This window comes from Yoonia tamlensis (assembly GCF_900115105.1).
GTDB lineage: Bacteria > Pseudomonadota > Alphaproteobacteria > Rhodobacterales > Rhodobacteraceae > Yoonia > Yoonia tamlensis.
Genome location: NZ_FOYP01000001.1, coordinates 584097 through 604035, shown reverse-complemented (window position 1 = coordinate 604035; position 19939 = coordinate 584097). Strand labels below are relative to the sequence as shown.

At 58.0% G+C, this 19939-nt stretch carries 25 protein-coding genes and 1 other RNA gene; 14 read left to right on the top strand and 12 right to left on the bottom strand.

Annotated features, from left to right (window positions below; all coding sequences use genetic code 11):
- Positions 1-62 precede the first annotated feature (62 nt).
- A complete protein-coding gene (locus tag BM320_RS03155; RefSeq protein ID WP_090196334.1) occupies positions 63-1022 on the top strand; it encodes an NADPH:quinone oxidoreductase family protein in 960 nt (319 codons plus the stop codon).
- Here BM320_RS03155 and BM320_RS03150 read toward each other — a convergent pair.
- Positions 1012-1884, bottom strand: a complete 873-nt coding sequence (locus tag BM320_RS03150; RefSeq protein ID WP_090196331.1) for a LysR family transcriptional regulator — start codon at positions 1882-1884, stop codon at positions 1012-1014. The two genes, BM320_RS03155 and BM320_RS03150, sit on opposite strands and share 11 nt — an antisense overlap.
- Before the next feature lie 114 nt (positions 1885-1998).
- Here BM320_RS03150 and BM320_RS03145 point away from each other — a divergent pair, with 114 nt between their 5' ends.
- From BM320_RS03145 to BM320_RS03135, 3 genes are all read left to right on the top strand, one after another.
- A complete protein-coding gene (locus BM320_RS03145; RefSeq protein WP_090196328.1) occupies positions 1999-2223 on the top strand; it encodes a DUF1127 domain-containing protein in 225 nt (74 codons plus the stop codon).
- 114 nt (positions 2224-2337) lie between these two features.
- Complete coding sequence (locus tag BM320_RS03140) at positions 2338-3114, top strand: Bax inhibitor-1/YccA family protein (RefSeq protein WP_090196325.1); 777 nt, start codon at positions 2338-2340, stop codon at positions 3112-3114.
- A gap of 68 nt (positions 3115-3182) precedes the next feature.
- A complete protein-coding gene (locus BM320_RS03135; protein WP_242650943.1) occupies positions 3183-3611 on the top strand; it encodes a cupin domain-containing protein in 429 nt (142 codons plus the stop codon).
- An 81-nt stretch (positions 3612-3692) separates the two neighbouring features.
- Here the strand turns inward: BM320_RS03135 and BM320_RS03130 are convergent, their stop codons facing one another.
- The 8 genes from BM320_RS03130 to BM320_RS03095 form a co-directional block, all read right to left on the bottom strand.
- The gene (locus BM320_RS03130; protein ID WP_131802259.1) at positions 3693-3956 is read right to left on the bottom strand and encodes a hypothetical protein; all 264 of its coding nucleotides are present in this window, start codon (positions 3954-3956) and stop codon (positions 3693-3695) included.
- Positions 3957-4426: 470 nt separating this feature from the next.
- Entirely contained in the window at positions 4427-4594 is a 168-nt protein-coding gene (rpmG, locus tag BM320_RS03125) for a 50S ribosomal protein L33 (RefSeq protein WP_008233681.1), read from the bottom strand.
- 117 nt (positions 4595-4711) lie between these two features.
- Positions 4712-5080, bottom strand: an RNA gene (gene rnpB / locus BM320_RS03120) — RNase P RNA component class A.
- A 12-nt stretch (positions 5081-5092) separates the two neighbouring features.
- Positions 5093-5713, bottom strand: a complete 621-nt coding sequence (locus BM320_RS03115) for an N-acetylmuramoyl-L-alanine amidase (protein WP_090196320.1) — start codon at positions 5711-5713, stop codon at positions 5093-5095.
- Between the two features lie 59 nt (positions 5714-5772).
- Entirely contained in the window at positions 5773-6507 is a 735-nt protein-coding gene (locus BM320_RS03110) for a hypothetical protein (protein ID WP_090196318.1), read from the bottom strand.
- Positions 6508-6546: 39 nt separating this feature from the next.
- Positions 6547-8028, bottom strand: a complete 1482-nt coding sequence (gatA, locus tag BM320_RS03105) for an Asp-tRNA(Asn)/Glu-tRNA(Gln) amidotransferase subunit GatA (RefSeq protein ID WP_090196315.1) — start codon at positions 8026-8028, stop codon at positions 6547-6549.
- On the bottom strand, positions 8028-8315 hold the full coding sequence (gene gatC, locus BM320_RS03100; RefSeq protein WP_090196313.1) for an Asp-tRNA(Asn)/Glu-tRNA(Gln) amidotransferase subunit GatC: 288 nt from the start codon (positions 8313-8315) through the stop codon (positions 8028-8030). Before gatC ends, gatA begins: the two co-directional genes overlap by 1 nt.
- A gap of 128 nt (positions 8316-8443) precedes the next feature.
- Positions 8444-8890, bottom strand: a complete 447-nt coding sequence (locus tag BM320_RS03095) for a nucleoside deaminase (RefSeq protein WP_090196310.1) — start codon at positions 8888-8890, stop codon at positions 8444-8446.
- Positions 8891-8956: 66 nt separating this feature from the next.
- Between BM320_RS03095 and BM320_RS03090 the strand changes: the two genes are divergently transcribed.
- From BM320_RS03090 to dtd, 9 genes are all read left to right on the top strand, one after another.
- On the top strand, positions 8957-9757 hold the full coding sequence (locus BM320_RS03090; RefSeq protein WP_090200298.1) for a pseudouridine synthase: 801 nt from the start codon (positions 8957-8959) through the stop codon (positions 9755-9757).
- 63 nt (positions 9758-9820) lie between these two features.
- On the top strand, positions 9821-10639 hold the full coding sequence (locus BM320_RS03085) for a TerC family protein (protein ID WP_090196308.1): 819 nt from the start codon (positions 9821-9823) through the stop codon (positions 10637-10639).
- Between the two features lie 102 nt (positions 10640-10741).
- Positions 10742-11638, top strand: a complete 897-nt coding sequence (locus tag BM320_RS03080; RefSeq protein WP_090196306.1) for a 5-bromo-4-chloroindolyl phosphate hydrolysis family protein — start codon at positions 10742-10744, stop codon at positions 11636-11638.
- Positions 11635-12825 carry a toxic anion resistance protein gene (locus BM320_RS03075; protein WP_090196303.1) on the top strand — a complete coding sequence of 397 codons (1191 nt, stop codon included), beginning with the start codon at positions 11635-11637 and terminating at the stop codon, positions 12823-12825. Before BM320_RS03080 ends, BM320_RS03075 begins: the two co-directional genes overlap by 4 nt.
- 23 nt (positions 12826-12848) lie before the next feature.
- A complete protein-coding gene (locus tag BM320_RS03070) occupies positions 12849-13784 on the top strand; it encodes a DUF2927 domain-containing protein (protein WP_165614976.1) in 936 nt (311 codons plus the stop codon).
- A gap of 27 nt (positions 13785-13811) precedes the next feature.
- Positions 13812-14930: an SPFH domain-containing protein gene (locus BM320_RS03065; protein WP_090196298.1), complete on the top strand. Its 1119-nt coding sequence runs from the start codon at positions 13812-13814 to the stop codon at positions 14928-14930.
- A 60-nt stretch (positions 14931-14990) separates the two neighbouring features.
- On the top strand, positions 14991-16067 hold the full coding sequence (locus tag BM320_RS03060; protein WP_090196294.1) for a TFIIB-type zinc ribbon-containing protein: 1077 nt from the start codon (positions 14991-14993) through the stop codon (positions 16065-16067).
- A gap of 18 nt (positions 16068-16085) precedes the next feature.
- Positions 16086-16991, top strand: coding sequence for a carbohydrate kinase family protein (locus tag BM320_RS03055; protein WP_090196292.1), 906 nt, complete (start codon positions 16086-16088; stop codon positions 16989-16991).
- Positions 16988-17425 carry a D-aminoacyl-tRNA deacylase gene (dtd, locus tag BM320_RS03050; protein WP_090196288.1) on the top strand — a complete coding sequence of 146 codons (438 nt, stop codon included), beginning with the start codon at positions 16988-16990 and terminating at the stop codon, positions 17423-17425. The genes BM320_RS03055 and dtd overlap by 4 nt, the downstream gene beginning before the upstream one ends.
- Positions 17426-17440: 15 nt before the next feature.
- On the opposite strand, the gene BM320_RS03045 is transcribed toward dtd, so the two are convergent.
- The 3 genes from BM320_RS03045 to BM320_RS03035 are packed head-to-tail and all read right to left on the bottom strand — an operon-like array spanning position 17441 to position 19457.
- The gene (locus tag BM320_RS03045) at positions 17441-18229 is read right to left on the bottom strand and encodes a metal ABC transporter permease (protein ID WP_090196286.1); all 789 of its coding nucleotides are present in this window, start codon (positions 18227-18229) and stop codon (positions 17441-17443) included.
- The gene (locus BM320_RS03040; protein ID WP_090196283.1) at positions 18229-18978 is read right to left on the bottom strand and encodes an ATP-binding cassette domain-containing protein; all 750 of its coding nucleotides are present in this window, start codon (positions 18976-18978) and stop codon (positions 18229-18231) included. Before BM320_RS03040 ends, BM320_RS03045 begins: the two co-directional genes overlap by 1 nt.
- A complete protein-coding gene (locus tag BM320_RS03035) occupies positions 18975-19457 on the bottom strand; it encodes a transcriptional repressor (RefSeq protein ID WP_090196280.1) in 483 nt (160 codons plus the stop codon). The genes BM320_RS03040 and BM320_RS03035 overlap by 4 nt, the downstream gene beginning before the upstream one ends.
- Before the next feature lie 69 nt (positions 19458-19526).
- Between BM320_RS03035 and BM320_RS03030 the strand changes: the two genes are divergently transcribed.
- On the top strand, positions 19527-19939 hold a 413-nt coding region (locus BM320_RS03030; RefSeq protein WP_165615042.1), incomplete at its 3' end, for a metal ABC transporter solute-binding protein, Zn/Mn family.

Sequence of the window (19939 nt, the reverse complement as noted above, 5' to 3'; positions counted from 1 at the left end):
GAACCCAAAGCGGCGCGTCTGCTAAGTAATATTTACCAATTTTTTGGATGATTCGGGGTCACATGCGCGCATTTCAGGTCACATCACATGAAAAGGCGCCGCAAATCGCCGAAATCCCCGCGCCAACGCCAAAAGCAGGCGAGGTTTTGCTGGATATCGCGGCCTGCGGTCTGAATTTCGCTGATCTGTTGATGTCCAAAGGCACCTATCAGGACACGCCCGCCCTGCCCTTTACATTGGGGATGGAGGTCTGCGGCACCGTCATCGCCCAAGGTCCGGGCGTCACATCGCCCGCAATAGGCGCACGTGTGGTTGTTTTTGGTGGCGCGGGTGGCTTGGCCGATCAGGGTGTGTTTCCGGCCGGTCGTTGCATCCTTGTCCCCGATACGCTGTCGTCTGCTGCGGCTGCGGGTTTCATGATTGCCTATGGCACATCGCATCTGGCGCTGTCGCGCCGCGCGCAATTGCAACCCGGCGAGACGCTATTGGTGCTGGGGGCTGCGGGCGGTGTCGGGCTGACGGCTGTCGAGATTGGCAAAGCCATGGGCGCAACCGTTATCGCGGTGGCGCGCGGTGCAGATAAATTGCAAGCCGCGCGCGATGCGGGCGCGGATCATCTGATTGACAGCACCGCCGCCGATCTGAAATCCGCTGTCAAAGCCTTGGGTGGTGCCGATGTTGTCTATGATCCGGTAGGCGGCGACCAGTTCAATGCAGCGCTTGGCGCGTGCAACCCCGAAGCACGGGTACTCGCGATCGGTTTTGCCAGCGGTGACGTGCCACAGGTTCCGGCCAATATATTGCTGGTCAAGAACATCAGCGTGATCGGATTCTATTGGGGCGGCTATCTGAAATTCAATCCCGCCGCATTGACCCAAAGCCTGCAAACCTTATTGGCATGGCAGGTCGAAGGCCGCCTAAACCCCCATATCAGCGATGAATTTCCACTGTCGCAGGCGGCGGATGCGCTGGAACTGTTGCGCAGCCGCAAATCCATCGGCAAGGTCGTGGTTACGCCGTAACCTGCGCGCGCAATGTCGCAAACCCTTCTCGGATAAACACCGCCAAATCGCGGATCACCGGACCGCCATCAAGATTCGCGTGATACATATTCACGTTCATTTCGCGTAATCTTGGCAGGCTGCCTTGGTGATTGATTTGCTCAAGATGGCGCGGCTGGGTGCCTTCGAGCATCGAATGCACGGCCATATCGGCGCTGACCGTGGCCTCGATCGTGCGGCTTGAATTGCTTTCGACCACCATTTCCCAAGGGATTCCCGCCTCGTCCAGACGGTGCTGCACAAATTTGCGGAAAATACAGTGTTCTTCATAGGCCAGCCGCAAGGGGCGTTGTTTCCAGATCTGCCCGCCTGGCGCACCAACCCAGATCAGCGGGATCTGGGTCAAGGTCTCACCGCCTGCATCGACCGTGTCTTCGGTGGTCAGAATCACGTCCAGCTTGCCTTGTTTGAAATTCGCCACCAGTTCACGGGTAAACGACGACACCAGATGCACCCGCACGCGCGGATAGGCGGCCGAAAACCGTTTCAGCACAGTGGGGATAACCGGATAGACAATGTCATGCGGCACGCCAAGCGTGATTTCGCATTCATACTGCGTGGCCGTCAGCTTGCCGTAGATTTCGTCATTCAACGCGAGCATCCGCCGCGCATAGCTGAGCAGCAATTCCCCCTGCGATGTCAACCCGATCGTGCGCGCAGACCTGTCCAGCAATGCAGCATCAAGCGATTCTTCAAGCCGCTTAAGCTGCATCGACACCGCAGATTGCGTCAGGTTCAACAGCCCCGCGGCCTTTGTCACCCCGCCAGTATCGGCAACAGCCACAAACGACCGCAGCGCGGTAAGGTCAAGATTACGGGCCATATCAAATTCCTTGATGTGTTATTACTCAAACATTCATTTTCATAATGCACAGATGCGCCGTATATATCAAGCATCGAAATGTGAAGCAGACAATCCATCACGAAAGGACATGCAATGATTACCACAAAACAACATGCCGCGACTTGGCAGCCCCATCGGCCGATCAACCTGTTTACGCGCCTGCGCACGGCCATCGGAACCGCGCGGCAACGGCGCCATCTGCGCCAGCTCGACGCGCATCTTCTTTGTGATATTGGTATCAGCCGCGACGCCGCGCTACGCGAAGCAAATCGTCCGATATGGGATGCACCCAAGCATTGGTGCGCGCGCCGCAACTAATATGACAAAAAGGGTCGGTCAGATCGCCATAGCCCTTGAAAAATCGCGGCTAACTGCCAATATCGACAGCAAGGGTTCCAGTTCACGGGGCCACGAGATTTATTGGAGGTTACTATGCCACAAACCGATTGGGCAAATACCGGCGCGCAGGCGCGCGGCAGCGTTATTGACGAAGGTCTGCGCACGCATATGAACAAAGTTTACGGGACGATGTCAGTTGGCATGGTCATAACGGCGCTTGCTGCGTGGGCGATTGCCGGGCTTGCGGTCACAACTGACCCCGCAGGCGCATCCGTTATGCTACGCGAAGGCCAGTTCCTGACCGGTCTGGGTGAAACAATCTATATGTCACCGCTGCGCTACGTCATCATGTTTGCGCCTTTGGCCTTTGTCTTTGGCCTGAGCGCGATGATCAACCGCATGTCGTCCGCGACGGCACAGCTTGTGTTCTACGCATTTGCCGCCGTAATGGGGCTTTCGCTTAGCTCGATCTTCCTGGTCTATACCGGCGCGTCAATCGTGCAGATCTTCCTGATTACGGCGATCGCCTTTGCGAGCTTGTCGCTTTACGGCTACACCACCAAAAAGGACCTGTCCGGCATGGGCACATTCCTGATGATGGGTCTGGTCGGGCTGATCGTCGCGATGATCGTCAACATCTTCTTGCAGTCGCCTGCGATCATGTTTGCGATTTCGGCCATCGGCGTGCTGATCTTTGCGGGCCTGACAGCTTATGACACGCAAAAGATCAAGACCGACTACATCGCACATGCCGCTCATGGCGACAGCGAATGGTTGGCGAAATCAGCGATTATGGGCGCGTTGAACCTGTACCTTGATTTCATCAACATGTTCATCTTCTTGCTGCAACTGTTCGGCAACCGCGAATAGCACGCCGCAGATTGAACGAACAAAGGGCTGGCGGAAACGCCGGCCCTTTTTGTTAAGGAGTGTCAGGAATGCCAATTATTCGCGCGGGTCAGGCAATCACCGATCAGTCCACCCAGCCACATCCGGTGCTTGGCACCTTTACCGCCATGCTTTTGAGTGACAGCGGCGGGTTAGATCAATTCGGGGCATTTACCGAAACTCTACCGCCGTCTTCGAAATCATCCCTGCGCCACTGGCACCAAACCGAAGACGAGATGATCTATATGCTATCGGGCACGGTCACCGTCCACGAAGGCGATGCTTCAGCGCTGTTGCACGCCGGTGACAGCGCCACGTTCAAGGCAGGCGTGCCAGTCGGGCACTACCTTGAAAACACCAGCGGCGCGGCCGCCACCTATCTTGTCATCGGCACCCGTGCTGGCAGTGACGTGATCACCTACCCCGACCATAACTGCTGCTGCATTTTGACCGGACAACAGGTGAACGGCGGTATGTGACGCTGGACGGGCAACCGACCGTTTCGCCATACCAGCGCAACCAGCCATTGGGGCACCCTTAACTGCGTGCCCCAATGTTGATTAGAACCGGTTTAGCATATGAACCACGACCGGATTGATTTGCTGCGGACCATCGGCATGCAGGGGCAGACCAATATCCTTTCTTATGTGATCAGACATGCCGTAAACCTGCACGTCGGTTGGCCGCGCAGTGTCAGGCGGATGAATTTTTCTGAACAGTCTTGCGGTAACTTCGATCAAAACTTTCTTTGCGCCGAAGGTTGCAACCAGTTCATCGATGGCTTCCTTAAGGAAAGACTGTTCTTTAACAGGTGTCGCGTTCATTTGGATATCCTGACTGCACGCAAAAATGCGCACAGCTCCTTTTTTTGAGATTGATGACATGATCAAGCGCGCGCACGCTGTACGCTTTGGGCTTTTAATGTCGGTTAGGGTGGTGGAAAGTTGGTCCAGCCTGAATTCAGACTGAAATCCAATGGGTCAGATTATGATGCTGACAGATGGCGGTTCGCCATCGCTGCCGGCAATGCACGTCGCCAAAGGGCGATTGAACATACAGGTGTAAACATGGTCGCCCTCCTTTTGTAAGCATTTCCGACGGATATCCCTTACTGCGGCATTTGGATTCGCAAAAGCCGCGACGCACTCAACCCTGGATTTTGTTGTGATTGTGCTTTGAACGCCACATAACGCGTTTCATTTGACCGTATCCATTCGCGAAACGGGTGATGGAGGCCGAAAACGAAAAAGGCCACGCGAATGCGTGGCCTTCAATTCCGTCAAAGGGCGATCAATTACTTGATCTTGCCTTCTTTGTATTCCACGTGCTTGCGCACAACGGGGTCGTACTTTTTGATGACCATTTTTTCGGTCATTGTACGTGCGTTCTTTTTCGTGACGTAAAAGTGCCCGGTCCCCGCGGTGGAGTTCAGGCGGATCTTGATGGTGGTAGGCTTCGCCATGTCTCATCTCTCCTGGTTGCGGGCCTTCATTGGCACAGCGCATAAATCTCATGAAGCTGCCTTTTACGCCAGCCGCGCCCCGAGTCAACCGTAAAGACACCAAAATCGGGGATGAATATGCGCGGACGGCCTATAAGCCGGATTTTGTCCTTTGGGTTGCCCCAAATGGATGACCATTCATCTTGACCGCCTGTTGCCAGACGGCCTCTAGCTGCCAACCCGGACTGCTCGGGCTCAAGCCCCCCTGCCTTGCGGCGCGCAGTCCCTATTTGGCATTGCTCCCGGTGGGGCTTGCCGTGCCGCTTGCGTTACCGCTCGCGCGGTGGGCTCTTACCCCACCGTTTCACCATCACTCTGCATGCAGAGCAGTCTGTTCTCTGTGGCGCTATCCCTAGGGTTACCCCCGCCGGGCGTTACCCGGCACCGTGCTTTTTGGAGTCCGGACTTTCCTCGGACGTTACCGCCCGCAGCCATCCAGCCATCCGCGCAGGTCCGCAATTAGGCCCAAGCGGCATTCACGTCAACGGGGAAACGGCTGGCAAGGTCGGTGATCATTCCCGCATCAGTTTCATCCAGCGGTCCCGATGCCCACGGCCGGAACCGCAGCCGGAACACCGACAGCAACAGTTCGGGATCATCGGTGGCCGTATAGCCGAATGCGTGCATTGCGGGAACAAATTGGACAGGATCACAAGGTGCCACAGCCTGCGGCCAGACCGCGTGACCACTGCACGCAAGCCTGCGCCAGTCAAACCGTGCGCCCGGATCAATCTTGCGCCCAGGCGCCATATCCGAATGCCCGATCACACGTTCGGGCCGGATATCCCAGCGCGCCCTGATACCTGTCAGTAAACTGGTAAGCGCGTCCATCTGCGGGGCCGCAAAGGGGCTGAACCCGTCATTGGCGATCTCGATCCCGATGCTACGGCTGTTGACGTCCGTGAACGCCCCCCAACGCCCTGCACCCGCATGCCATGCGCGCAGGGCTTCGGGCACAAGCGACATGACCTCTCCGTCTTCGGCAATCAGGTAATGCGCCGATACTTCGGCCTCGGGGTTGCACAGCGTATCACGCGCGGCCCGCGCCGATTTCATGGCCGTATAGTGCAGCACCACCATATCGGGGCGCACATCGCCCCGTCGCAGCCCGCAATTGGGCGAATTATATGTGGTTAGTCTCAGTTGCCGTAAACCGTCAGAAACGGCGCCGGATCCCAGCCGCAGGCAAACCCGTCACCATCAGGATCAATCCCGCGGCGGTCGCGTTCTGGTCCGCCACGCGCCAGAAAATCGCGCTGCGCGTCATCGGCAGTGGCATAATCGGCACAATTCCGGCGAAAGCGCGTTTCACCCGAAAGCAAAGACCGGCTATACCATTCCTGACCTTTCACATTGGGCGCATTTACTGCGTATTCCACGATATTCGGCCCTGTGTTGGCAGGGCGTTCCGGCACGGCGGTAGCCGCGATCTGCTGGCGCGCGGCGGCTTGCGCCTCACGGCGGGCCGCGTCGCTTTCGATCGTTTCGCGGCCAGCGACGGCGTCAAAGTTCTGCTCGTCGGAAATGCCTGTATTGCTGGTGGTGGTCGCAGGCAATGGTGTCGGCGTGGCCACGGGCGCAACAGGCTGCGCCGGTGTCAGGGCCGCGGTCGGTTGCCCCTGACCGATTCCGGCATTTGCCAGATCTGTCGCGGAAATCGCGGGTGTGGATGTGACCGGCGCGGGGATCGAGTTGATCTGCGCAGGCGGAATGATTGACGCGCTCCCCGATGCCAAAGCCGCCTCTCGGCGGGCGCGTTCCAGCTCATAAGTCGAATAATCATCAAACCCTACGCCGCGCGCACGTACAGATTCCGATGGCGCACAAGCCCCCAAAACGACTGCGCCCAGCGCGGCCAAAACAGCTATTCTCATCGCATTTACCTGCTACTCAGCGTCTTCTTTTGTCGACACTTACCACCACTTGTTCGGTTTGGCTACAAAACCCGCCGATTGCTCGAGACTATAAGCCACATTCAGCAAATCAGCCTCTTCCCACGGGCGACCGATCAGTTGCAACCCAAGCGGCAGACCGCTGGCATCCGTCCCCGTAGGCACCGCAATACCCGGCAGACCCGCAAGGTTCACAGTGACGGTAAACACATCGTTAAGATACATCTGGATCGGATCAGCCTCGGTCATTTCACCCAGACCAAAGGCCGCCGAAGGCGTCGCGGGGGTCAGTATCGCATCGACGCCATCCGCAAACACATTGTCAAAATCGCGTTTGATCAAGGCCCGCACGCGGCGCGCACGGTTGTAATAGGCGTCATAGAAACCAGCCGAAAGCACATATGTGCCCACCATCACGCGGCGCTGCACCTCGTGGCCAAAGCCTTCGGCGCGGGTTTTTTCATACATTTCCGTGATGCCATCGCCTGCGGCCAATGTCGCGCGGTGACCAAAGCGGACCCCATCATAGCGCGCAAGGTTGGAAGAGGCTTCGGCAGGGGCGATTACGTAATAGGCAGGCAGCGCATATTTCGTGTGCGGCAGGGTGATATCCTTGATCACGGCACCTGCGTCCTTGAGCATGGCAGTGCCATCGTCCCAGAGCTTTGCAATCTCGGCGGGCATGCCATCCATGCGGTATTCTTTGGGGATGCCGATCACTTTGCCCTTGATATCGCCGGTCAGTGCAGCCTCGAAATTCGGCACGGCCAGATCGGCGCTAGTGCTGTCTTTGGGGTCATAGCCGCACATGGCCTCGAGCATGATTGCCGCATCGCGCACGTCTTTGGTCATCGGGCCCGCCTGATCAAGCGAAGACGCAAAGGCCACAACGCCCCAGCGTGACACGCGGCCATAAGTGGGTTTCAGGCCGGTGATGCCTGTAAAGGCGGCGGGCTGGCGGATTGAACCGCCGGTATCGGTGCCTGTCGCAGCGAGACACAGGTCAGCCGCCACAGCCGCAGCCGATCCGCCCGACGATCCGCCAGGGGTCAGCGCGCGGTCGTCGACCTTCCACGGGTTCACGGCATCGCCATAGACAGAAGTCTCGTTGGACGACCCCATGGCGAATTCATCCATGTTCAGCTTGCCCAGCATGACGGCGCCCGCGCCAAACAATTGGCTGGTCACCGTTGATTCGTATTCAGGCTTGAAGCCTTCAAGAATCCGCGATGCCGCCTGTGACGGCACGCCTTTGGTGCAGAACAGGTCTTTGATACCTAGCGGAATGCCACACATATCGGGTGCATCACCTGCTTTGATCCGCGCGTCAGCGGCGGCGGCTTGGGCGGTGGCGATTTCGGGCGTGTTGTGGACAAAGGCGTTCAGCGCGCCAGACCCTTCGATAGCAGACAGGCAAGCAGCGGTGATTTCCGCGCTAGAAGTTTCACCATTGCGCATCGCATCACGTGCGCCGGCGATTGTCAGTTTTGTCAGATCAGTCATTATTCTACCACCTTCGGCACGGCAAAGAACCCTTCGCGGGCATCGGGCGCGTTTTTCAACACGGCGGGCTGTTGATCACCATCGGTGACAACATCATCGCGCCGCTTGAGGCGCTGCGGGGTAACGGATGTCATGGGTTCGATACCGTCCACATCGACCTCGTTCAGCTGTTCAATAAAGCCAAGGATCGCGCTGAATTCAGCGGCCAAAGCTGGCAATGCATCGTCTTCCACCTGAATGCGGGCAAGTTTTGCCACGCGGCGGGCGGTTTGAGTGTCAATCGACATGGAACGCTCTCCGGTAAATCTTTCCTCCGCGTTTACCGCTACATGCTTCTGGTCGCAAGCAATGGCCGCAAAATAAGGTGATCAAACTTTCATTGAGCGTTTGTGGCCAATGCCTTTGAAAGGCATTGTCACCGCCGCGCTGCGAAAAAATCGGACAATAGCTGCTCGGAGTCCTTTGCTGCGATCCCGTCATAGACCTCGGGCCTGTGGTGGCATTGCGGATGCGCAAACACCCGCGGTCCTTGCGCAACGCCGCCGGATTTCGGATCCCCTGCCCCGTAATACAGCCGCGCAATGCGTGCATTGCTGATCGCGGCGGCGCACATCGGGCAAGGCTCCAAGCTCACATAAAGATCATAGCCCGCCAGCCGCTCTTGACCCAAAACAGCACATGCCGCGCGGATCGCCAGTATTTCCGCGTGGGCAGTTGGATCATTCAACTCGCGCGTCCTGTTCCCTGCCTGTGCAATCACGCCTTCCGGGCCGACGATCACGGCACCCACTGGCACTTCACCGCGCGCTCCGGCTGCGCGGGCCTCTGTCAGGGCGATATCCATATGGCTGCGAAAATTCATGACAATGTCATGCCCTGCCAACGCACCCACTGGCAAGGGGCGATCAAAGCGGCTATGGGCAAGGGTATGAGCAATGACACACCTTCTGGCGACCGGATCGCCAAAACCCTTTCACGCGCAGGTATCGCAAGCCGGCGCGAGGCGGAACGTATGATCGCTGACGGCCGCGTGACCGTGAATGGCAAGACCATCGACAGCCCCGCGCTGAACGTGACCGAGGCGGACCGAATCACGGTCGACGGCAAACTGGTTGGCGAACCTGACCCGCCACGTATCTGGCTGTATCACAAACCTGCGGGCCTTGTGACAACCGAACGCGATGAAAAGGACCGCCCGACCGTGTTCGGCACCTTGCCTGAAACCATGCCACGGGTGATGTCGGTGGGGCGGCTTGATCTTAACTCCGAAGGGCTGCTTTTGCTGACCAATGACGGCGGCGTAAAGCGCAAGCTCGAACTGCCTGCCACCGGCTGGCTGCGCCGTTACCGCGTGCGCATCAACGGATCGGTCAGCGAGGCAAAACTGGACCAGCTGCGCGCGGGAATCATGGTCGACGGTATCAAATACCAGCCGATGATTGTGACCTTTGACCGCCAGCAAGGCGCAAACGCATGGCTGACAGTATCCATCCGCGAAGGCAAAAACCGCGAAATCCGCCGCACGATGGAGGCCATCGGCGTCACCGTGAACCGCTTGATCCGCGTCAGCTATGGCCCGTTCCAGCTGGGTGATCTCAAACAAGGCGAAGTTGAGGAACTCAAACAGCGTGTCGTGCGCGATCAATTGGGCATCTCGGGCAAGCCTACACCGACGCGGGTACGCAAACCGGTAAATCGCCCCGCTACGGGGAAAAATCGCCGCAGTTGAACCCTTGTTCTGTTTCAAGCGTTGTGCATGTTAGGGGCAGAGACTTTTTAGGGGACTTTTGCATTGACCGACCTGCTGACGCTTGAAAACGCAACCAATTTGCTCATGCTTTGCTTTTTGCAAGCTGTCCTGGGCTTCGACAACCTGCTTTATATCTCGATCGAGAGCCAACGCGCCCCTGCCGAGAAACAAAAATCGGTGCGCACGTGGGGGATTATCATCGCCGTGGCGCTGCGCGTTGTGCTGCTGTTTGCGATGATCAAACTCATTGATGCGCTGGCCGAACCTTTCTTTATCATGGATTGGACCGGCATTCTTGAAGGCGGCGTAAACTTTGCCACCATCGTTTTTGTCTTTGGCGGCATTTTCATCATGTATACAGCCGTCAAGGAAATCGCGCATATGCTGTCGATGGATGACCTTGGCCATGATGTGAACGGCAAAGCCGGAAAATCAGCGGCCCAGGTGGTCATCATGATTGTCATCATGAACCTGATCTTTTCCTTTGATTCCGTGCTTTCGGCACTGGCCATCACCGATGTCTTTCCTGTTCTGGCAATTGCGATCATCCTGTCGGGGCTTGCGATGCTGGTGCTGGCCGACGGCGTGACACGGTTTTTGGAAAAGAACCGCATGTACGAGGTTCTTGGCCTTTTCATCCTGCTGATTGTCGGCGTTGTGCTTTTGGGCGAAGCAGGCCCTGCCGCCGCCCACGCGGTGCATGACGATAGTTTGAATATCAAGGTCTTTGGCAAAGACATCATCCCGATGTCCAAAACTACTTTCTACTTTTCTGTGCTGGTGCTGGTTGCGGTCGAGATTATCCAATCCGGTTATAGCCGCAAATTGACTGCGCAGCGTCGCGCCGAACAAAAACGCTAACCCCGAGGACCTGATCATGCATCAGACATTCAAGCGTATTAGCTATATCGTTCTTGTCATTCTTATGTTTGGCGTGACGTCAGGCTGGCTAGGGGCGTCATAATGGCAAAACGATTTGGCGGAAAATACAGCCCCGATGGCACCAGTGACACCCCGCGCGAAACCGTGATTGATGCGCGCAAGATACGCGCGGCAAAATCACCTGCGCGGCTGCTGTATGTGCCTGGCATTATCCTTGTTGTGACATCGCTCAACAATGGCCCGACGACATTGGTCATGGCGCTGATCGGCGGGGCGGTCCTGACGCTGGCGGCTTGGCTTTTGCAAGAAGGTCTGGCCGCGCAGGCGGCCTATGACGCGCGCAAGGTTGCACGCCGCCCCGCCATCCCGCGCAAAATGATGGCCAGCGTCCTAACGGGCATCGGGATCACAATTGCGGCATTTACTGGCGATTCCGGCATTTTCGGATCGGTGCTTTACGGGGTTGCCGCAATCGGGCTGCATATCGCGGCCTTTGGCATTGATCCGCTGGCGGATAAGCGCATGGAAGGCGTTGACGATTTCCAGCAAGACCGTGTCGCACGCGTTGTCGACAAGGCCGAAGCCCATCTAAAAACCATGCAAGAACAAATCGACATGCTGGACGACCGCAAACTGACCATGCGGGTCGCAGCGTTCCAAACCGTGGCCCGCAAGATGATCCGCACCGTCGAAGAAGACCCGCGCGACCTGTCCGCCGCGCGCAAGTTTCTGGGCATCTATCTGCAAGGGGCGCGTGATGCGACCATCAAATTTGTTGATCTTTACAAACGCAAACCCGACAGTGATGCACAGGGAAATTACGCAGCGCTGCTGGACGACCTTGAGACCAATTTTGCCGCGCGCACCGATGTGATGTTGCGCGACAATCGCAGCGACATGGATATTGAAATTAACGTATTACGTGACCGCCTCCAACGTGAAGGCGTCGCCATGCAAAATAAAGGAACCGACGCATGACCGAAACCACACGCCAAAAAGCCGAAGCCAGCCTTGCTGATGTTGCTAAAATCACCGCCGTTGTCTTGCCCGAACCCAAAGGCGAGATCGTCACGCTTGAAGCCGCAGACGCCCCCACAAGCGAAGAAATCACGCGCCGCATTGCCGAAATTGACGTGACCGACACAAATTCAATCGTGTCCTTCGGGTCATCCGCGCAGGCCGAATTGCAGGTGATCAGTCAGGAAATGCTGGCTGGTGTGCGCAACAAGGATGTCGGCCCTGCCGGTGACAGCCTGCGCAATATCGTCACGACGATTCGCGGCTTTTCGATCTCTGAACTGGATGTCCGCCGCAAACGCAGCTGGTGGGAAAAATTGCTGGGCCGCGCGGCGCCAATGGCAAAATTTGCTGCCCAGTTCGAAGAAGTCCAAGGCCAGATCGACAAGATCACCGATGATCTGCTGAGCCATGAACATGTGCTGCTAAAAGACATCGAAAGCCTTGATGTGCTTTATGACAAGACATTGCAATTCTACGATGAACTTGCGCTATATATCGCGGCGGGCGAAGCCAAGATCGCAGATCTTGACGCCAATACCATCCCCGCAAAAGAGGTCGAAGTACAAGCAGCCCCCGAAGATCAGGCCGTGATGCAAGCGCAGGAATTGCGTGATATCCGCTCTGCACGTGACGATCTGGAACGCCGTGTGCATGATCTGAAACTGACTCGTCAGGTCACCATGCAGTCGCTTCCGTCCATCCGGCTTGTGCAGGAAAACGACAAATCGCTGGTGACCAAGATCAATTCAACATTGGTTAACACCGTGCCTTTGTGGGAAACGCAACTGGCCCAAGCCGTCACGATCCAGCGGTCTTCCGAAGCCGCCGAAGCCGTGCGCGATGCCAATGATCTGACCAACGAACTGCTGACCGCCAATGCGCAAAACCTGCGTCAGGCCAACCGCACCATCCGCGAGGAAATGGAACGCGGTGTGTTTGATATCGAAGCGGTGAAAGAAGCCAACGCCAATCTGATCGCGACCATCAACGAAAGCCTTGAGATCGCGGATGAAGGCAAGCGCAAACGCGCCGAGGCCGAGACCGAAATGAAAAAGATGGAAGCCGAGCTCAAAGACACGCTTGCCGCCGCCAAAGCCAAGGCAACCGGTTTGGGCGCGACTGTCGGCACTTCGGTCAGCGACTAATCCGGATGGTGGGTGCAGGGATCATGCGGCGGCTTTGCCTGCTTGCCATTCTGGCAGGCACGGCGGCTTGCATGACGCCTGCGCCCGATCTGCCCGCAACACCGCCCGCCGAACCCCAAACGCAGGCCCTGCCAACCGCAAGCCCCCCCAGCGCCGAGAGCCAGCGGCTTGCGGCCTATTACGAGCGGCTGCAGAATGATCTGCTAACCCAAGGCTTGCTGCGCGGTGATGGCGGCGGGCCGGATACGCAATTCACCGACACGATCCTTGCGCGCAATTTCATTCGCATTGCCTTGTTCAACGAATACCGCGACGACAGCGATTTTCGCACCGCGCAAAGCACGGTGTCGAACCTGCGCCGCTGGGCGGAACCGATCCGCATGCAAATCGAATTTGGCGACACAGTTGCCTTTGCCCAGCGCGACCGCGATAGCGCCAGCGTCGAAGCCTATGCTGCGCGCCTGTCGCGGGTGACGGGTGTGCCGATTTCCTTTGGCCAGCCGCACCCCAACTACCATGTGCTTTTCCTTGGCGAAGACGACCGGCGTGCGATTGAACCACGCCTGCGTGCGCTGATCCCGTCGATATCGGCGGCCACCGTGCGCGCAATTGTTGAACTGCCGCGCGACCAGCTTTGTGTGGTGATCGGCAGCTTTGATCCGGGCCAGTCCACCTATCGCAAGGCGATTGCGATCATCCGCGCCGAACACCCGAGCCTGATGCGCAGCGCCTGCATCCACGAGGAACTGGCCCAAGGCATGGGGCTGGCCAACGACAGCCCCGGCGCGCGCCCGTCGATCTTTAACGATGACGAAGAATTTGCACTGCTGACGACGCATGACGAAATGCTTTTGCGGATGCTTTATGATCCGCGGCTTCAGGCGGGCATGGACCCTGCCACCGCCGCCCCCATTGCGCGCCAGATCGCGCGCGAAATGATGGCCCAAGGGGCCAGCTAAAGAATTACAAACACGGAGACCATACAGATGGGCATTTTTGATTTTCTAACCGGCGAATTTATCGACGTTATCCACTGGACAGACGACACCCGTGACACGATGGTCTGGCGGTTCCAGCGTGAAGACCACGAAATCAAATACGGTGCCAAGCTGACAGTCCGCGAAGGGCAAGCAGCCGTGTTCGTACATGAAGGCCAGTTGGCCGATGTGTTCACCCCGGGCCTTTATATGCTTGAAACCAACAACATGCCGATCATGACGACCCTGCAGCATTGGGATCACGGGTTCCAAAGCCCGTTCAAATCGGAAATCTATTTTGTGAACACAACGCGGTTTGCGGATCTCAAATGGGGGACCAAGAACCCGATTATGCTGCGCGACCCCGAATTCGGGCCGACCCGCATCCGTGCCTATGGGACCTACACAATCAAGGTCGCAGACCCTGCCGTGTTCTTGCGCGAAATCGTCGGCACCGACGGCGAATTCACGATGGATGAAATCAGCTATCAAATCCGCAATATCATCGTGCAGGAATTCAGCCGCGTGATTGCGTCGTCAGGTATTCCGGTGCTGGATATGGCGGCCAATACCGCCGATCTGGGCAAACTTATTGCCACGGCGATCGACGAAACAATGAAACAGTACGGGCTGTCGATCCCTGAACTTTATATCGAAAACATCAGCTTGCCTCCGGCTGTCGAGGCCGTGCTTGATAAACGCACATCAATCGGTGTTGCGGGCGATCTGGGCAAATACACGCAGTTTTCTGCCGCCGAAGCCATGACCGCCGCTGCCAGTAACCCCGCCGGTGGCGGGATGGCCGCAGGTCTGGGCGCAGGTATGGGGCTGGCGATGGCCGGCCAAATGACCCAAGGGCCATGGGGTGCCATGCCCGCCGCCGCCCCTGCTGCCGTGGCCCCGCCGCCACCGCCGCCGCCCGTTGAACACGTCTGGCACATCGCTGTTGCTGGCGAAACCTCGGGCCCGTTTTCAAAGGCTGCAATGGGGCGCAAGGTTTCAGAGGGCACATTAACCCGCGACAGCATGGTCTGGACCCAAGGTCAGGACGGCTGGAAGAAAGCGGGCGACGTGATGGAACTGGCGCAGCTATTCACCATCTTGCCGCCGCCGCCACCTGCCGCCTAAATTGACCTGCGGTATCCGGATCGGGTGCCGCATATTTCCATTTCCATCAAAGTGATTGTCATGAGCACCGAAATTGAACACCGGTTTCCCTGCAACAGCTGCGGATCGGATTTGCGGTATGACCCGACCGGACGCCACCTGACTTGTGACCATTGCGGCGCGACCGCAGCTATTCCGGCGCCAAGCGGCACGATTGCAGAACTGGATTTCCAAGCCGCCAGCGCCAATAACCTGCCCGCCAAAGATATCGCGGAAACGCGCGTCACCTCATGCCCCAACTGCGGGGCGCAAACCGAATTTGATGCCGACGTGCATGCAACCGAATGCCCGTTTTGCGCCACGCCTGTGGTCACTGATACGGGCACGCACCGCCAAATCAAACCACAAGCGGTCCTGCCCTTTGGGCTTGATGAACCAAGCGCACGGGACGGCGTCACAAAATGGCTGGGCAGCCTGTGGTTTGCGCCAAACGGGCTGCAAGAATATGCGCGCAAGGGCCGCAAGCTGAACGGTATTTACGTGCCCTATTGGACCTTTGATGCCGATACCAAAAGCAAATATTCGGGCCAGCGCGGCACGCACTACTATGTGACAAAAACAGTCATGCGCGATGGCAAGAAAACGCAGGTTCAGGAACGCAAGACGCGCTGGAAACCCGCATCCGGTCAGGTCGCGCGCTTTTTTGACGATGTGCTTGTTCTCGCGTCGAAATCTTTGCCCAAGCACTATACAGACGGGCTACAACCATGGGATCTTTCATCGCTTGAACCCTATCAGCCTGAATATCTGGCGGGTTTTCGCGCCGAAGGATATCAGGTTGAAATCGACGACGGCTATACCGAGGCCCGCGCGCATATGGATGCAGTCATCAACCGCGATGTAAGGTCGGACATCGGCGGCGACGACCAGCGCGTCGACAAGATCAGCACCAACGTCAACGATGTGACCTTCAAGCATATCTTGCTGCCCGTCTGGCTGGCCGCCTATAAGTACCGAGGCAAGACCTACCGCTTTGTCGTGAATGGCCGCACAGGCGAAGTGCAAGGCGAACGCCCCTATTCCATCTGGAAAATTGGGGCTGTTATTGCGGTGATACTTGCAGTAATTGCAGGGATTGTTATCGCTAACGGTCAATAAGCAATTCGGAGAATCCCCATGATCATCTGCTGCGGCGAAGCCTTGATTGATATGTTGCCACGGCACAGTGACACGGGCGAACCCACCTTTGCGCCCCATGCGGGGGGCGCTGTGTTCAACACCGCCGTCGCATTGGGGCGGCTGGGCCGACCTGTGCAGTTTTTCTCGGGGCTTTCCAATGATTTGTTCGGGGACATCCTGCGCGAGCGGCTGGCGCAATCGCATGTCGATGCCAGCCCCGCCGCGCTATCCGACCGCCCCACGACCTTGGCTTTTGTCACATTGACCGACGGTCATGCGTCCTATGCGTTCTATGATGAAAACACCGCAGGGCGCATGCTGGGCGTGGATGATCTGCCCGCGACTGGAGCGGACGCGCTGTTTTTTGGCGGAATCAGCCTTGTCGTGGAACCCTGCGGTGCCGCCTATGAGGCGCTGATGCTGCGCGAGGCACCGACCCGCGTTACCATGATCGACCCAAATATTCGCCCGAGTTTCATCACCGACGAGACCGCCTATCGCGCACGATTGACCCGCATGCTCGGTGCTGCGGATATTATCAAATCCTCGGACGAAGATCTGGAATGGATCACCGGCAACACGGATGCGCAAGAACTGTTGGAAAGCACCGGCGCCAAGATCATTTTGCTCACCCGCGGCAGCGAAGGGGTGACCGTTGTTACGCCAACCAGCCAGTTTGATGTGCCTGCGCAAAAGGCCAGCGTTGTGGATACCGTGGGCGCTGGCGACACGTTCAGCGCCGGTTTTCTGGCCGAGCTGGACACACGCGGATTGCTGACCAAAAAGGCGATTGCCACCGCAACCCAAGCCGATCTGACCGCCGCCGCCGCATTCGGGGCACGGGTCGCGGCGATCACTGTCAGCCGCGCAGGCGCAAACCCGCCTTGGGCCAACGAATTGTGAGAGCTTTAGTCCAGCGCGTCACCCAAGCATCTGTGCGCGTCGACGGGCAGATCATCGGTGAAATCGGCCACGGCCTTTTGATCCTGATCTGCGCGATGCAGGGCGATGACGCGACCAAATCCGCGCAGCTGGCCGCCAAAATCAGCAAATTGCGGATTTTCACCGATGATGTAGGAAAAATGAACAAATCGCTGGTTGATACCGGCGGCGCGGCGCTGATCGTCAGCCAGTTTACCTTGGCCGCTGATACATCGCGCGGCAATCGCCCAGGATTTTCTGCCGCAGCCCCACCCGCCGAGGGCAAGGCGCTATATGAACAATTTATCCGCGATGTAGCTGCGCTTGGCATCACGACGGCCACGGGCGCATTCGGCGCGGATATGGCGGTGAGCCTGACCAATGACGGCCCGGTCACAATCTGGCTTGATCACTAGGCGCAATTGGCGGCATTACCTCCGTAATTTACCGCCAACGGTTGCGACAGCAAATAACGCGGCAGCCATGCAAATGATCGACGGGCCAACAGGCGTGTCATAGATCACCGCCAACCGCAGCCCGCCCAAGGCCGCAACGCCTCCAATACCAACCGACAGCATCGCCATGCGTTCGGGGGTGGCGGCAAATGCGCGGGCTGTGGCCGCAGGGATGATTAGCAGCGCAGTTATCAGCAGCGCTCCCACCACTTTGATCGCGACAGCCACTACCCCCGCCAGCAAAAGCGTCAGCACCAGCTGCGCGCGGCGCGGGTTGATCCCTGCCGCATAGGCCAGATCTGGGCTGAGTGTGGCGGTCAGCATCGCGGACCATTGCCACCAAAGAATTGCGCCCACAATCGCGCAGCCACCCCAGATCACTGCCAGATCCGCGCGCGTCACGCTCAGCACATCCCCGAATAAATAGGCATCCAGATCAATGCGTTGCCCCGGTATCATCGTGACCGCCACAAGGCCCAGCGCCAAAGCCCCATGCGACAGCACGCCCAGCATTGTATCGACCGCAGCGCCCTGCCCTGTCAGCCCGTGGATCAGCACCGCCATCGCAAGCGCGACAATCACAACGCCCAAGGTGATCGACGTGCCAAACCCAAGTGCCAATGCGACACCCAAAACAGCCGCGTGCGCTGTCGCATCGCCAAAATAGGCCATCCGCCGCCAGACCACAAAACAGCCCAACATCCCCGCAGCCACCGCCGTGCCAAATGCCGCAAGCGCTGCGCGCACCAAAAAATCATCCAACATTATTCAGCGGCCTCATGGGTATGTGTATGCGGGTGGTCGTGGTCATGCGCGTGGTCATGGTCATGCCGGTAAAGCGCCAAGGCGCCCCCCGTCCCCGTGCCAAATAATTCGCGGTAGGCGGGTGCGGCGGATACGACTTCAGGCGTGCCTTCGCAACAGACATGCCCGTTAAGACAAATCACCCTGTCAGAGGCGCTCATCACGACGTGCAATTCATGGCTGATCATCAAAACGGCGCAGCCCATGTCACGCCGCACAGCGTCGATCTGGCGGTAGAATGACGCTGATCCGGGTTGGTCCAGCCCCTGCGTGGCCTCGTCAAGCATCAGCACATCGGGCTTGCCCAAAAGTGCGCGCGCCAGCAAAACCCGCTGGAACTGCCCGCCCGATAGCTGCGCCATCTGTTGATCTCTGATGCCAGGAACGCCCGCGATTTCAAGCGCTTGCCTTGCATCACCCACCGACACGCGCTGCGGCAGGTTCAAAAACCGCCCGACGGTGATCGGCAGGGTCGGATCGATATGCAGCTTTTGTGGCACATAGCCGATCCGCAGCCCCGGTTTGCGGATTACCTGACCTTTGTGCGGTTGCAACGCCCCGATAAGCAGCCGGAACAAGGTCGATTTGCCGGAACCGTTCGGCCCGACGATGGTCACAATCTCGCCCGGTGCAAGCGTCAGGTTGACGGCATGCAGTACCGTTTGGCCGCCATGGGCAAATTCAAGGTTTTGTGCGCAAATCAGGCTCATGTGGTGGCACCTGTCTGGCATGCGGGGCACAGACCTTGGGCCTCGATCACCGTTTGTTCAAGCTGAAACCCGCTTTCTGTCGCCGCCTTTTGCAGCGCCAGATTTGCGGATTGCGCTTCGGCGACAAGCCCGCAATCGCGACAAATCATAAAGGCCGGGTCATGCACGGTGCCCGGATGGGTGCAGGCGATAAAGGCGTTCAGCCGCTCGATCCGGTGGACGAACCCCTGTTCAACCAAAAACGCCAAAGCACGGTAAGCGATCGGTGGTTTTGATCCGAACCCTTCGGCATCAAGCCGCGCCAGAACATCATAGGCCCCCATAGCGCTATGATTTTCCAACAGGATTTCCAGCACCCTGCGGCGCACTGGCGTCAGCTGCGCCTTGCGCTCTTTGCAGGTGGCTTCGGCACAGGCCAGCGCGCTTGCGACACAGCTTGTATGGTCATGACTGGTAAAGCCAAGCGATTCCGAGGGCATAATTCCGCCTTGTGATGTTATAACATACACCCTATAGCCGTGCCGTCATCAAAGGACAAGGACAAGAATATGATTCGTATGTGCACCGCCATTTGCCTGCTTCCGCTTTCTGCCGCCGCAGATGTGCCAACTGTTTTGACCGATATCGCGCCGATCCACAGTCTAACGGCGCAAGTCATGGGGGAACTGGGCGCGCCTGATCTGCTGCTGCCGCCACATGCGGACCCGCATGATTTTTCGCTGCGCCCCAGCGACGCCCGCCGTCTGGGTGCCGCCGATCTGGTGATTTGGGTCGGGCACGGGCTGACCCCTTGGCTTGAAGAACCGCTTGAAACCTTGGCCCCCGGTGCGCAGAAACGCAGCCTGCTCGACTCCGACGGCTGGGAAAAGCTGACCCCGCGCGCACCCGAAATGCATGACGAGCATGACGAGCATGACGAGCATGACGAGCATGACGAGCATGACGAGCATGACGAGCATGA